This window comes from Rhodococcus opacus B4, from assembly GCF_000010805.1.
Lineage (GTDB): Bacteria > Actinomycetota > Actinomycetes > Mycobacteriales > Mycobacteriaceae > Rhodococcus_F > Rhodococcus_F opacus_C.
Map to the genome: position 1 here is coordinate 3385116 of NC_012522.1, position 13953 is coordinate 3399068.

At 68.2% G+C, this 13953-nt stretch carries 13 protein-coding genes; 5 read left to right on the forward strand and 8 right to left on the reverse strand.

Features of this window, described 5'->3' with window-relative positions:
- The first annotated feature begins 58 nt into the window (after nucleotides 1–58).
- The 5 genes from ROP_RS15550 to ROP_RS15570 all read left to right on the forward strand — a co-directional run bounded on the left by ROP_RS15550 (nucleotide 59) and on the right by ROP_RS15570 (nucleotide 5658).
- Nucleotides 59–718, forward strand: a complete 660-nt coding sequence (locus ROP_RS15550) for a response regulator transcription factor (protein WP_043824821.1) — start codon at nucleotides 59–61, stop codon at nucleotides 716–718.
- A 7-nt stretch (nucleotides 719–725) separates the two neighbouring features.
- Complete coding sequence (locus ROP_RS15555) at nucleotides 726–2171, forward strand: sensor histidine kinase (protein ID WP_012690348.1); 1446 nt, start codon at nucleotides 726–728, stop codon at nucleotides 2169–2171.
- A complete protein-coding gene (locus tag ROP_RS15560; protein ID WP_012690349.1) occupies nucleotides 2164–3090 on the forward strand; it encodes a TAXI family TRAP transporter solute-binding subunit in 927 nt (308 codons plus the stop codon). Before ROP_RS15555 ends, ROP_RS15560 begins: the two co-directional genes overlap by 8 nt.
- Before the next feature lie 153 nt (nucleotides 3091–3243).
- Nucleotides 3244–4434 (forward strand): CaiB/BaiF CoA transferase family protein, encoded by a 1191-nt coding sequence (locus ROP_RS15565; RefSeq protein ID WP_012690350.1) that lies wholly within the window; start codon nucleotides 3244–3246, stop codon nucleotides 4432–4434.
- 72 nt (nucleotides 4435–4506) lie between these two features.
- On the forward strand, nucleotides 4507–5658 hold the full coding sequence (locus ROP_RS15570; protein WP_012690351.1) for an acyl-CoA dehydrogenase family protein: 1152 nt from the start codon (nucleotides 4507–4509) through the stop codon (nucleotides 5656–5658).
- Between the two features lie 104 nt (nucleotides 5659–5762).
- Here the strand turns inward: ROP_RS15570 and lexA are convergent, their stop codons facing one another.
- The 8 genes from lexA to ROP_RS15610 all read right to left on the reverse strand — a co-directional run bounded on the left by lexA (nucleotide 5763) and on the right by ROP_RS15610 (nucleotide 13674).
- A complete protein-coding gene (lexA, locus tag ROP_RS15575; protein ID WP_012690352.1) occupies nucleotides 5763–6425 on the reverse strand; it encodes a transcriptional repressor LexA in 663 nt (220 codons plus the stop codon).
- A gap of 43 nt (nucleotides 6426–6468) precedes the next feature.
- Nucleotides 6469–8790, reverse strand: coding sequence for an ATP-binding protein (locus ROP_RS15580; protein ID WP_012690353.1), 2322 nt, complete (start codon nucleotides 8788–8790; stop codon nucleotides 6469–6471).
- 117 nt (nucleotides 8791–8907) lie between these two features.
- Entirely contained in the window at nucleotides 8908–9807 is a 900-nt protein-coding gene (locus tag ROP_RS15585; RefSeq protein ID WP_012690354.1) for a hypothetical protein, read from the reverse strand.
- Nucleotides 9808–9967: 160 nt separating this feature from the next.
- On the reverse strand, nucleotides 9968–11200 hold the full coding sequence (locus ROP_RS15590; RefSeq protein WP_012690355.1) for an RNA polymerase sigma factor: 1233 nt from the start codon (nucleotides 11198–11200) through the stop codon (nucleotides 9968–9970).
- Complete coding sequence (locus tag ROP_RS15595; protein WP_012690356.1) at nucleotides 11197–11520, reverse strand: YciI family protein; 324 nt, start codon at nucleotides 11518–11520, stop codon at nucleotides 11197–11199. The genes ROP_RS15590 and ROP_RS15595 overlap by 4 nt, the downstream gene beginning before the upstream one ends.
- A gap of 41 nt (nucleotides 11521–11561) precedes the next feature.
- Nucleotides 11562–12182, reverse strand: a complete 621-nt coding sequence (locus ROP_RS15600) for a dihydrofolate reductase family protein (RefSeq protein WP_012690357.1) — start codon at nucleotides 12180–12182, stop codon at nucleotides 11562–11564.
- Nucleotides 12183–12424: 242 nt separating this feature from the next.
- Nucleotides 12425–12916: a hypothetical protein gene (locus ROP_RS15605; RefSeq protein ID WP_012690358.1), complete on the reverse strand. Its 492-nt coding sequence runs from the start codon at nucleotides 12914–12916 to the stop codon at nucleotides 12425–12427.
- Nucleotides 12913–13674, reverse strand: coding sequence for a ParA family protein (locus tag ROP_RS15610; protein WP_012690359.1), 762 nt, complete (start codon nucleotides 13672–13674; stop codon nucleotides 12913–12915). Before ROP_RS15610 ends, ROP_RS15605 begins: the two co-directional genes overlap by 4 nt.
- Between the last annotated feature and the right edge of the window lie 279 nt (nucleotides 13675–13953).

A 13953-nucleotide genomic window follows, 5' to 3' on the forward strand; every position in this document is an offset into this window, starting at 1 on the left:
TCCCACCTCGTCCGGCATTGTCCCCCCGGCCCACCGGCCCGGGGGGACAATGCCGGTTATGCGCATTGCAGTGGTCGAAGACGACGACGGCGTCGGCAACGCCCTCGTCGCCGGGCTCACCCGCCAGGCTCATCAGCCCGTCCGGATGAAGTTCGGGTCCGAACTGCTGCTCCACCACGGCGAGGTCGAACTCGTCCTGCTCGACCTCGGCCTGCCCGACAAGGACGGCCTCGAGGTTCTGCGTCAGCTCCGCCAGGTCAGCGACATCCCGGTCATCATCCTCACCGCCCGCGACGACGAGCGCTCGGTGGTCCGCGGCCTGCGCGGCGGCGCCGACGACTATCTGGTCAAACCCGCGCGCATGGCCGAACTGTTCGCCCGCATCGAAGTTGTGCGGCGCCGCAACCTCGCCGCCCGAGGAGGCGCACCGCGCACCGTCGTCACCGGAGACGTCCGGGTCGATCTCGAATCTCACACCGTCACGGTCGCAGGCACGGATGTCGATCTGACATCGAAGGAGTTCGCTCTCCTCGAGATTCTGCTCGAGAATCCCGGGGCTGCCGTCAGCAGGCAACAGTTGATGGACCGCGTCTGGGGCGACGCGTTCGTTGCCGTCTCCCGTACCCTCGACGTCCATATCGGCACCCTCCGAGCCAAACTGAACCGTCCCGGGCTCGTCAGCACCATCCGCGGTTTCGGCTACCGATGGGTGTGCTGAACCAGACATGCGCCGACGACTACTCCTCATCCTCGCCATACTCGGATCCTGTGCGGTCGCGAGTTTCGCCATTCCCCTCGCGATCGCGACCGCGGACTCGCGGACCCAGGAGTTCACCCTCGGCCGTGAGGGAGACATCCAGCGATTCGCCGTTCTCGCGGAGGAGTACGTCCGGACCGGCGATCCGGCCCGAATCGCAGGCGAGGTCGAGGCGTACGACGACGTGTACGGCGAGGGCGTGCTGGTCGTCTCCACGCGTGGAGTGCCCACCCTCGGTGTCGGGCTCGACAGCAACGACCCCGGAATCGAGGCCGCGATTCGCAGCGGACTGCGCAACGAACGGGTCTCCACCGTCGAGCGGCTGTTCCCGTGGAGCGACGACGAGGCCCTGTTCGTCAAACCCGTGGGGTCGGGTGCGCAGGTGAACGGCACCATCGTGCTGCGCGCCTCGACCGCGGAGGCCCGGTCCGACATCCTCCGGCAATGGGCCGTGATCGCGGCCGGCGCCCTGGTGGCATTGGTCGCGTTCGGCGCCCTCGCGATCGCCCTGAGCCGGTGGGTACTCGGACCGCTTGCAAACTTGTCCAAGGGAATCGTGCAACTCATCCGCCGCATGCCCGACGCGAAGGTGCCGCCGGCTTCGGGGCCGCCACAATCCGTCCTGCCGGCCACCGCGGCGGGCGGCCCACCCGAGGTGCGCCGGCTCGCGCATTCGTTCGACGTGATGTCCTCGGCCGTCCTCCGAGCCGCGGACGTGCAACAACGCCTCATCGCCGATACCGCCCACCAGTTGCGGAACCCACTCGCGGCCTTGCAGTTTCGCCTCGACCTCCTTGACGACGGAATACCGGACAGCGCGCGCGAGGACTATCACAGTGTCACCGAGGAGGCCCGACGACTCCAGTCGATCCTCGACTCGCTCCTTTCCCTCGCGTCGGCGGAGACACCGCGTTTCGGAGGCGGCCGCTCCGACGCGGTCTGCGATGCGCTGTCGGTGATCGCCGACCGCGTCGACTTCTGGTCGGTCACCGCGGGTGAGCGTGGCGCCCACCTCGAGACGGTCGTCCCTGCCGGCATCGACCACCTTCAAGTCGGGATGGGCGAGAACGACCTCTCACAGGTGCTGGACGTGCTGATCGACAACGCGTCGCGGTATGCGGGACCGCATCCGCGCATCGAGATCGGCGTTGCGATCGAACCGGCCGCGGAGCGTCCCGAGATCTGTGTGTGGGTGGCAGACGACGGCCCGGGGGTACCGGAGGATGTCCGCGGGCGACTCACCGAACGCTTCTTCCGTGCCAGCGATCAGACCGGGACCGGACTCGGGCTCTCCATCGTCGAGGTCGTCGCCGCGGCCTACGGCGGCCGGCTCGCCCTCGACGAGGCTCCCGGCGGCGGCCTGCGCGTACGCTTGTGGCTCGAGCACCACCGGGAGAACGTGGACGATGATTAGCCGGCGACAGTTCCTCGGCGGGGTGGCTGCGACCGCGACCCTGGCCGCTTGCGCTCGGCCCCAGCCCGCGGGAGCCTACGAGATCGCGTCCGGCGAGCGCGACGGCTTCCAGGCCACCTTCGCGGAGTTGCTCGCCGATGCGGCGACAGACGCCGGCGGGGATCTGCGGTTGGCGGTGCGCTACACCACGGGTTCCCTGGAGAACCTGTCGTTGCTGGCGTCGGGAGAGGTACTCGTCGGGCTGACGCTCGCCGACTCCGCCGCCGAGGCGACCACACCCCTCCTCGCCATCGGCCGGGTCTACGAGAACTATTTCCAGTGCGCAGTTCCCATGCAGTCGCCCTTCCGTTCGATGAACGATCTCCGAGGGCAGGCGATCAGCCTCGGCGCAGCCGGATCGGGGACCGCCCAGACCGGTCGCCGGGTCCTCGAGGCGAGCGGGCTGACCGTCGACGACGTGACCATCCGACCGGTGTCACTGACCACCGTCCTCGACTCCCTGCGGGACGGCACGGTCGCCGCCGCGCTGTGGGCGGGCGGTGTGCCGACCCCCGCCGCCATCCCGCGACCGGGTCACGGCCCCGACGGCGGGATCCGGCTCCTCGACCTGTCCGCCGAATACGTGCAGATGCGTGCACGGTACGGACCGATGTACGAACCGGTATCCGTCCCCGCGCGTGCATACGGGGATACCGCGGAGACCCCGACGGTAGGCGTTCCCAGCCTGCTCGTCGCCTCACCCGATCTCCCCGACGCCGTCGCCGGCGCTCTCGTCGACATCTTGATCGACCGGGCACAGGACCTCATTCCCCCCGACACCGTCGGCGCCCAGTTCCTCGACGTCCGGTCGTTGATCCAGACCGCGGGCATCCCTCGCCACCCGGGCGCGGTCGAGGCGTATCGGCGTCATCACGGTTGAGGTGCCGGCCGGTGCGTCCCGTATGTGAGCGCCGACCGATCCGTTCGGCCCGGGTGCCCAACCTCAACGGACTGTAAAGCTTCGCCGGGAACCGATTGACTCCCACCGGGCCGCGTGGGCAAAATGGCCGTACATTTCGTAGAAAGGGCCGACATGACGTCCCAGTCCACTCTGCCGCTCACGGGCATCACGGTGGTGAGCATCGAGCAAGCCGTCGCGGCGCCGTTCGCCACTCGCCAACTCGCCGACCTGGGCGCACGGGTGATCAAGATCGAGCGACCCGGGGCCGGCGACTTCGCACGTCGTTACGACGAAACCGTCAACGGCGAGTCGAGCTACTTCGTGTGGCTCAACCGTTCCAAGGAGTCGGTGACCCTCGACCTCAAATCCGCGGCGGGACGCGAGATCCTGGAGAAGCTGCTGGCAACCGCCGATGTCTTCGTGCAAAACCTCGCGCCCGGCGCCGCCGCGCGAATGAGCCTCGACGCGCAGTCACTGCAGGAGCGCCATCCGTCCCTCATCCCCTGCGATGTGTCGGGGTACGGCAACACCGGCCCGTGGTCGGACCGCAAGGCCTACGACATGCTGGTGCAGGGTGAATCCGGCGTCATGGCACTGACCGGTCCGGAAGCGTGCCCCTCCCGCGTCGGCATCTCCATTGCCGATATCGCCGCCGGAATGTACGCCTACAGCGGCATCCTGACCGCCTTGTTCACGCGGGCGACCACGGGAACCGCGCGGGCGGTCGAGGTGGCGTTGTTCGAAGCGCTGGGCGAGTGGATGGGCTCCCCCGCCTACTACACCGAGTACGGCGGCACGCAACCACGCCGGGTCGGTGCCGAACACGCCACCATAGCCCCATACGGCGCCTTCCCGACTTCCGATGGCACGGTGCTGTTGTCGGTGCAGAACGACCGGGAATGGTCGGCGTTCTGCGCGGAGGTGATCGGCGATCCGGCAGTCGAGTCCGATCCGCGTTTCTGCCGCAACTCGATGCGAGTTGCCCACCGCGAAGAATGCAACGCTCTGATCGCCGCTCGGACCCGCCAGATGAGCACCGACGAAGCACTCGCATTGCTCGAGAAGATCGGGATCGCCAACAGCAGGCTCGGCTCGGTGTCCGATTTCCTCGCGCATCCCTCCCTGGCCGGCCGGGATCGCTGGCGCGAGGTCGACACCCCCGGCGGACGGGTGCGGGCGCTGTTGCCGCCCGCGAATCTCGCCGGGGTCGAACCACGATTCGACCCGGTGCCCACGTGCGGCGCCCACACCACGTCGGTGCTGCACGAACTCGGCTACACCGACGCCGACATCGACGGCCTGCGCGCGACCACCACCGTGTAGAACACATTGGCCGTACAAATTCTGCGGTAGTTCACGCCGCTTACCGATCCAGCGACAACAGAGAGATACGTCATGAGCAAGCTGAACGAAGAAGAAACCTTCCTGGTCAAGACGATCCGGGAGTTCGTCGACCGCGACGTGAAGCCGACGGTGCAGGCGGTGGAGCACGCGAACGAGTACCCCGAGAAGTGGATCGAGCAGATGAAGCAGATCGGGATCTACGGTCTGGCGGTCCCGGAGGAGTTCGGCGGATCGCCGGTGTCGATGCCCTGCTACGCGCAGGTGACGCAGGAGCTGGCCCGCGGGTGGATGAGCCTGGCCGGGGCGATGGGTGGGCACACCGTCGTCGCGAAGCTGCTGTCGCTGTACGGCACGCAGGAGCAGAAGCAGCAGTACCTGCCGAAGATGGCGACCGGTGAGATCCGGGCGACGATGGCGTTGACCGAGCCCGGGGGCGGTTCGGACCTGCAGGCGATGTCGACGACCGCGAAGGCGGACGGTGACGATCTGGTGATCTCGGGGTCGAAGACGTGGATCTCCAACGCGCGCCGGTCCGGGTTGATCGCGTTGCTGTGCAAGACCGACCCGCAGGCGTCCCCGAAGCATCGGGGGATCTCGATCGTGCTGGTCGAGCACGGTCCGGGTCTGACGGTGTCGCGGGATCTGCCCAAGCTCGGCTACAAGGGGGTGGAGACGTGTGAGCTGTCGTTCGACAACTACCGCATTGCGGCGTCGGCGATTCTGGGCGGCACCCCGGGCAAGGGGTTCGGTCAGATGATGAAGGGCCTCGAGACCGGCCGCATCCAGGTGGCCTGCCGGGCGCTGGGGGTGGCGACGGCGGCGCTCGAGGATTCCCTGGCGTACGCGCAGCAGCGGGAGAGTTTCGGTCAGCCGATCTGGAAGCATCAGTCGATCGGCAACTACCTCGCCGACATGGCGACGAAGCTGACCGCGGCCCGGCAGCTGACCTGGCATGCGGCGGAGCAGTACGACAGCGGTGACCGGTGCGACATGGAGGCGGGCATGGCGAAGCTGTACGCGTCCGAGGTGGCGATGGACATCGCCCTCAACGCCGTTCGGATCCACGGTGGTTACGGCTATTCCACCGAGTACGACGTGGAGCGGTACTTCCGGGACGCGCCGCTGATGATCGTCGGCGAGGGCACCAACGAGATCCAGCGCAACGTCATCGTCTCGCAGCTGGTGTCGCGCGGCGGCATCTGACGTCTGTCGCGGGGCCCCGCTGCCAACCGTGCCCGATCCGGTTCGGGCGCAAGGAGTTCGCGGCGGTCGATGAACAGGGGCAACGCGATAGCGTTGTCGACGGCTCAGATCCGCCGCATCACGGATACCACCTTGCCCAGAATGACCGCGTCGTCGGCGTCGATGACGGTGTAGGCGGGGTTCCGGGGCTCGAGGAAGACGTGGCCGTCGCGGCGCCGGAGCACCTTCACCGTGGCCTCGCCGTCGATCATCGCGGCGACGATCTCACCGGAATGGGCCTCGTCCTGGCGGCGCACGACGACGACGTCGCCGTCGCAGATCGCGGCGTCGATCATCGACTCGCCGCGCACCCGAAGCCCGAACACGGTGCCGGAGCCGACGAGTTCGCGAGGGAGCGTCAGCATCTCGTCTGCGTGCTCCTCCGCGAGAATCGGTGCGCCGGCCGCGATGTCGCCGACCACCGGTACCGTCACGTTGTTGTCGGACGAACGCCCCTGCTTCGTCTCGGAGAGGAACGGGCGCACGTCCAACTGCCGGGCCATCGCCGAGCCCCGCTGGAGAAAGCCCTTTTCCTCGAGACTCTTCAGGTGCTTGGACACCGACGACGTCGACCGCAGGCCCACGGCGTCCCCGATCTGCCGGGTGCTCGGCGAGCAGCCGTGAGTGGCGGCCCAGTCGCGGATCGTTGCCAGAATCCGCTGCTGGCGCGAGGGCAGGGTGGAGGCGTCGAGGCCACCGAACATGTCGAGATCGTCGTAATCGGTCACCCGGAGAATCGTAGGCGGTGCCGACAACCCCCTCATCACAGCGTTACTCGCCGCGCCTCTGCTCGATGCTCCAGGCCGCGATCTGCGCACGGGAGTTGAAGCCCAGTTTGGACAGGATGTGTTCCACGTGCCCCTGCGCGGTGCGTTGCGAGATGACCAGCCTGGCCGCGATTGCCTTGTTCGTCAGGCCCTCGGCGACGAGTTCGGCGACCTGTTGTTCGCGCCGGGTGAGGCTCGTGGACCCCGGCTCGGCCGGGCCGTCGGAGGGACCCGTCTCCTCGAGGGCGTACGCCGCGGCCTCGTCGAACCGCGTTCCGAGGCCCTGCCGGAACTCCGACTCGAACCCGCGGTCACCGATCGCCTGCCGGGCCTCCCCCTCGAACCGGGCGTGCTGAAGGTGCGCGTTCGGGAAGATGGTGCTCTGACTCCCCACCGTGCGGGCAAGGGCCTCCGTGGCTCCCATCAACCGGGCCGCGCGCCGAGGCTCCCCGTCGTCCACCGCAATCCACGACAGCAGCTCCAAACACCCCATCGCACTGATGCGGTCGTCCACCAACCGCGCGAGCTGCAACCCGCTCGTCACCAACTCCTTCGCGCGGGAAGCCTCGCCCCGCCGCCACGCTCCCATCGCCGCGCCCCACAGCGACCATCCCCGGTACACGGATTCGCCCCGCGACTCCGTGACCGCCAGAATCTCCCGCTGACACTCCTCACTGCGGGCACGGTCTCCGGCCGCGTCACCGGCCAGCGCGAGCCCGAGCAGCGACCACATCAGATACAGCGGGTTGCCGTCCGCCCGGAACACCGGGAGCGAGGATTCGAAATACTCGCAGGCTGCCGCGGACTCGCCGGTGAAGTGAGCATGCCAACCGGCGGCGTCGGCCATCAGCGCCTCGCCCACCCGATCGCCGACCTCCGCAGCCATCGCGGCGCCGCGCTCGGCGTACAGCGCCGACGCATCCGGGTCGCCGTTGAGCCCGGACAGCGCACTGAGCACGTACAGCGCCTTGATCCGCTCCACACCTGCCGTGCCGCCCTCGATCGCCAGTAGCTGCGCGAGCCACCGCATGCCCTCCCGCAGCCGGCCCCGCACGCGCCAGTACGGGTACAGCGCCGCCGCAATCCGCAGTCCCGCACCCGCCTCGGTCGGACCGGTCAGGCAGAACTGCAGCGCCGCACGGACATTGGGTAGTTCGGTGTCCAGCCGCGCCAGCCAGGCCACCTGCCGCGAGCTGATCCATTCGGCCTCCGCCCGCAGCACCAGTTGTTCGTACCAGTCCCGGTGCCGTCGCAACAGCGAGGCGAACTCCCCGGTCTCCTGCAACCGTTCCGTACCGTAGTCACGCAACGTCTCGAGCAGCCGGTACCGCACCACTCCCCCGGCCTCTTCCCGGATCAGAATCGATTTGTCGATCAACGACCCCACCACGTCGACCACCTGGTCCGCCGCCGAGGCGTGGGCGCAGATGCCTTCGACCGCGTCGAGCGCGAAGCTGCCGAAGAAGACCGCCAGCCGGCCCCACAGCTCCCGCTCGGCGGGCGAGCACAACTCGTGGCTCCAGTCGATGCACCAGGCCAGGGTCTGCTGCCGGACCGGCGCGCCGCGGCTGCCCGTGGTCAGCAGGCCGTACCGGTCCGTGAGCCGTCGCAGAATCTGATCCTCCGACATCGCCCGCAGCCGCACCGCCGCCAGCTCGATCGCGAGCGGCAGACCGTCCAGTCGACGGCAGATCCTGGCCACCACGTCCTGATTGGTCTCGGTGATGGCGAAGCCCGGGACCGCCATCGCCGCGCGTTCGGCGAACAGGCTCATCGACTCGTAGTGGTCGAGTACGCAGCCGGCCCGGCTCTCGCGGTGGGGGTCCGGCATGGTCAGGGGTGGCACCCGGAACACCGCCTCGCCCCCGATTCCGAGGGGTTCCCGGCTGGTCGCGAGCACCCGGAGCTCCGGGCACGCGCGCAGGAGGAGACGGGCCAGGTCGGCGGCCGGTTCGACGAGATGCTCGCAGTTGTCCAGCACGAGCAGCAGCTTCCGCGGCTCGAGAAAATCGGCGAGCAGTGCCTCGGGTGCGGCGCCCGCGCCCTCGCGCAGACCCAACGCCGACAGCGCCGCGTCCACGACCGCGCCCGGCTCGTACACCTCCCCCAACTCGACCAACCACACACCGTCCTCGAACGCGCGGGAAGAATCGGCGGCGACCCGCAGCGCGAGCCGGGTCTTTCCGACGCCCCCGATGCCGGTCAACGTCACGAGCCGCGACACCGACAGCAGACGGCGAACCTCGCCGAGTTCACGGCGACGACCGACGAAACTCGTCAGCTCATGGGGAAGATTTCCCCCGTTCGTCCTGTCACCGGGAGACATGGAGCCGTCACTTTCATCTCACGCGCGCCTCCGACCAAGGTACCTCCCCAGCATCCGGTTTCGCAGCGACGCGACCAACCCCCGCGACCGGGCTCGGCTGCCGAATCCGGCGATGGATCACTGAAAGTAGGACGCATAGTCACGGAAGGGAACCTGGCCCGTGGGGCTCGACCGTACGGCGTCGGCAACCGCCGGAGGAATGGGAGCCCAGTAGGCAGGCATCGCGGCCGCCAGGGACGGCTGCAGTATGTAGAGCAGTGCGAAGTTCACGATCCACAGCGGCGGCGCCATCGACATGCCGACCTCCGCACTCACGCCGCCCTCGGTGTTGGTCACCAGTTGAGCCGCACCCGAAATCTGTTGCGCTGCAAAGCCATATGCTGCTTGCACCGTGTACGCCGACTCGTACAGCGCTACCAGGGTGTGCGTCGCACCGTTGTTCCGCAACCAGGTTCCCACGAAGCCGCCGGGAGCGAGCAACGAGTTCACCTGTCTCGTCGGCGCGTCCGCGTTGGCCGGGCTCTCCAGCAGTCCGTCGGGGTTCACGTAGAGCCCGTAACTGGCCAGGACGGACGGTGTGTTCCGGCCGTCGACGTCGGAATAGAGGGGACGGTCGTTCGTATTGGTGAGGATCCGGGCGCACGCCACAATCACCTCGGCGGCGTCGCTGTTACCTCCGACTCCACCGCCGGTGACGAGGTCCTGATACTGCTGCTCGGATAGCACGTCGGCCCTGTCGAGCCCTATCTGACCGGCGATCTCGTCTGCCGTTTGCTGACCGAGCGGCGCGTTGAGCTGACCCGGACTCGTCAGCTGCGTCGGGGCCAGGCGCTCGTAGCCGGGTGCCCCGGAGAACGGGATCGAGAACCCGGTGTCGACGGCCGGTTCGCCGCCGGCGGTCCGGGCAGTTGCCAGGGTGAGCAGGCACACTCCCATCAGTGCCAGTGCCGAGAACGTCCTGCGGTGGCGGATTGCTCCGCGTCGAGGTCCGTGACCCGCCGAACCTGTGCTGCGCATAAGTCAACCTCCCAGAACACGATCCGGCGAGATGCCACGAGCTATGACCAGTCAATCGCCGGGAACGACGCCGTGTCAAGACTCGCGACCTCCACCGCGGTGCGGGTCTCGCGGAGGCCGGTGCATCCGACCTCGGTGGCAAAACTGTTGGGCCGCAGTCCTACCGCAGTTGGTCGCGGCGACGGGTCAGATAGGCGGTCTCGGCGGTGTTGCCCGCCAGGTCGATGGCTTCGTCATAGGCGGCGCGTGACTGCTCACTGCGGCCCATCCGGCGTAGCAGGTCGGCGCGGGTCGCGTGATAGGCGTGATAGCCGGCCAACGTGTGCTCGAGACGGTCGACAGCCGCCAGTGCCACCTCCGGGCCGTCGAGTTCGGCGACCGCGACGGCCCGGTTGAGGGCAGTGATCGGCGAGGGGTCGATGCGGACGAGCTGGTCGTAGAGGGCGAGGACCTGCGACCAGTCGGTGTCGCGCGTGTCGCGGGCGGAGGTGTGGACGGCGTTGATCGCGGCGAGGATCTGGTAGCGCCCCGGAGCCACCCCGGCGGCGGCAGCGGCCAGGCGTTCGCGCACCAGCCGGTGGCCCTCGGCGATCAGCGCTGCGTCCCAGGCCCCACGGTCCTGCTCGGCGAGAGAGACCAGTTCGCCGCCGGCCGAGACCCGGGCGGTGCGGCGGGCCTCGGTGAGCAGCATGAGCGCCAGCAACCCGGCCACCTCCCCGTCGTCGGGCAGCAGGTCTCGGATCAGCCGGGTGAGCCGGATCGCCTCGGCGGTCAGGTCGTGACGTACCGGATCGGTGTCGGGGCCGGTCGCCAGGTAACCCTCGTTGAACACGAGGAACAGGACAGCGAGGACGCCGGACACCCGCGCCGGGAGATCGTCGGCGGTCGGCACTCGATAGGGGATCCGCGCCGCCTTGATCTTGTCCTTCGCGCGGGTGATCCGACGCCCGACGGCACTTTCGGTCGCCAGGAACGCGCGGGCGATCTCGGGCACGGTCAGCCCGCCGACCATACGTAACGTCAGCGCCGCGCGGGATTCCATCGCCAGGGCCGGGTGAGCGCAGGTGAAGATCAGCCGGAGCCGGTCGTCGTCGATGGCGCCGGGAGGCTCGGGCGGGTCGTCGTACACCACCTGCGCCTCCTTGTGCTTGTCCTCGCGTTTGCTCTCGCGGCGGATCCGGTCGATGGCCTTGTGGTTGGCGGTCGCGGTCAGCCAGGCGCCGGGGTTGGGAGGCACACCGTCGGCAGGCCACCGCTCGACGGCGGTCGCGAACGCCTCGGCCGTCGCCTCCTCCGCGACGTCGAGGCTGCCGAAACGCCCGGTCAGGGCGGCGACCACCCGAGCCCACTCCTCGCGGTGCGCCCGGGTGACCGCTTCGGCGGCGCCGCTCACTGGAATGGCCGCACCTCGATCTTCCGATCGCAGATCTTCGACGCCTCGGCGGCGAGCGCGAGCGCCACATCCAGATCGGGGGCCTCCCACACCCAGACGCCGGCAAGGTACTCCTTCGACTCCACGAACGGCCCGTCGCTGAACACCGCCTGCTCGCCGCGGTTGTCGATGACGGTGGCTGTGGTGGTGTCGGCGAGTCCGCCCGCGAACACCCAGTAGCCGTCGGCGATCAGTCGCTCGTTGAACTCGCTGATGGCAGGCTGCCGGTCCGTGCTGCCCGGATTGTTCTTGTCGTCGATCACGGAAACCAGATACTGCATGTCAAGATCCTCTCCTCTGGTGGTGTACCGGTCGGGGGAGTTCACGCCGCCGCGTACTGCGGGCGGCCCGCCGGCCGGTAGACCTGGATCGTGACGCCCTTCGAGTCGACCCGCGACTCGATCAGGTCGAGCTGAAGGTCCGGGCCGGCCTCCGGAAACAACCGCGCGCCCTGGCCGAGTACGACGGGAACGACGATGTGAGTCATCTCGTCGATCAAATCGTTCTCCAGCAACCACCGGGTCAGGGTGCCGCTGCCGTGCACCTGCAGCTCACCCCCCGGTTCGGCCTTCAGGTCCGCGATGGCGGCCGCGAGGTCGTCGGACAGGACGGTGGTGCCCGACCATTCGGGATCGGTGAGCGTGGTCGATGCCACGTACTTGGGCTGGGTGTTCAGCGCCCGCATGACGGGCTCCCATCCGGGGACATCCTGCTCCGTCGCAGATCCCCACGAGCCGGCGAACAGCTCGTAGGTGCGCCGGCCGAGCAGGAACGCGTCGGCGCGCTGGTAGGTCTGCTTGATGAACGCGTGGGTCGCGTCGTCACCCCTACCCAGGGCCCATCCGCCGCGCTCGAATCCGTTTCGGCGGTCCTCGTCCGACGCGCCGCCGTTTCCCTGCACCACTCCGTCGACGGTGACCTGAGTCATGGTTGTGAGCTTCATGGTCGCGGTTCCTATACCTTGGCGCCGCCCCCGGTGGGCGGCCTCACCCCCTCAACGAACGCGACCGCCCGGATCGGACACCGCCTCCCGGATTTCTTCGAAGAATTTTTCCGACGCCGTTCCGTCGGGCATGGGCACACGGCTGTTGCGGCGTCACTGTCCCAGGTGCGCACTCGCTGCTACCGGTGGGATGGCACGCCGGCGTGGTTTCCGGTGTCGTCGTGGTGGCTGCTCCCAGCGGCCTACTTGACGCGTGGTCTCCGGACGAGTTCGGCGTCGCGCGGCGGGAAGGGTTCGCAATTGTTGTACCTGCGTTCGAGAACGGCGAGGTAGTGGGCGAGGGCTTCGTCGACGAGATCGGGCCACGTGTGGGGGGCGCCGGCGATGTGACTGATGGCGGCGACGGCATCCTTGCCGTGTTCGACCTTGGCGGGCTCGATGTAGACGGATTCCTGCTTCTTGCCTGCGGGGGCCCTTTTTGCAGGCTTCTTCTCCTCGCCGAGGGCTGCACCCTGTGCGACCTGTGCGACGTCCACGCACTGCTCGACCAGGTTCGGCAGTCGCGGCTTGCGGCGTTCGAGGGGGTTGCCGGCGGGCCCGGGTTCACGTGTCACGCCGACCAGCAGTTCCCTGCGACGAGTTCTCGCGAACGTCCCGTCCGAGTGGGCCCCGGCGCGGGACTGGCGGCGCTCGAGGGGGTTGTTGGCGAGCCCGGGCTTACGTGTCGCGGTCATCGGGGCATCCTTTCGACGAGTTCTCGGGCGGCGTCGCGGTAGGCGCGTGAAGCGGAGGAGGACGGTGCCCACCGGACGACGGGTTCTTCGGCGCTGTAGCTTTCGCTGACACGAACGGACTTCGGGATGATGGTGCGCATCGTCTGGTCGGGGTAGGTCTCGCGGAGCGCGGCGAGAACCTGCTGGTCGATGACCTGACCGAGTTCGACGCGGCCGCACAGAATGTGATTGAGCCGGGCAGTGGGGTTGAGCAACTCGACCTGCTCGGTGATGTAGTTCTCGATGCGCATGAGCGCCTCGAGTTCCATCGCTCCCGTCATGACGGCGGCAAGCACTTCGCTGCAGGCGACGAGTGCGCTGATGGTCAGGTGGTCGAAGTCGCCGGGGCAGTCGAGGAGGTTGAAGTCGACGTCGGGTGCGCCGGCGAGGGCTTTGCGCAGGACGCCGTGCGCACCGGGTTTCTTGAGGAAGTAGGGCCCGACGGAATCGAGTTCCTTGGTGGCGGGAACGAGGTGGATCCCGGACGCGGTGATCGTGGTGGCGTCCTCGATGCTCGCCACCATCATGAGCACCGACAGGACATCGTTGTCGACTGCTTCGGGCGTGGCGCCGAGCCAGGTGGTGGCATTGCACTGTGGGTCGAGGTCGACGACGCGGACGGTGTAGCCGGCTTCGACAAGGGCCTGGGCGAGGTTGACCGTGCTCGTGGTTTTGGTCGAGCCGCCCTTATGGTTGACCACTGCGATGGTGCGGGTCATGGTGTCCCTTCGGTTAAACATACTGAGGTGTCTCAAGATACTTAACTTCGCCGCGACACGCGGCAGAGCCGCCGATCTGAGCTCCGACGCCGAGCGCAGGGGCGAACAACCTCCGAGTGACCTGCGATACACCCTTGCGCCTCTGGATCTGCTTCGCCACCAAGTGCTGATCGATTGCCCCCTACCAGGGTGGGGCAGTCGCGACCTGACGTCGGCAGTGACCATGAGAGATGCATAGATCGCCGCTACACGCCACGACTACCTACTTTTGCGCGCACC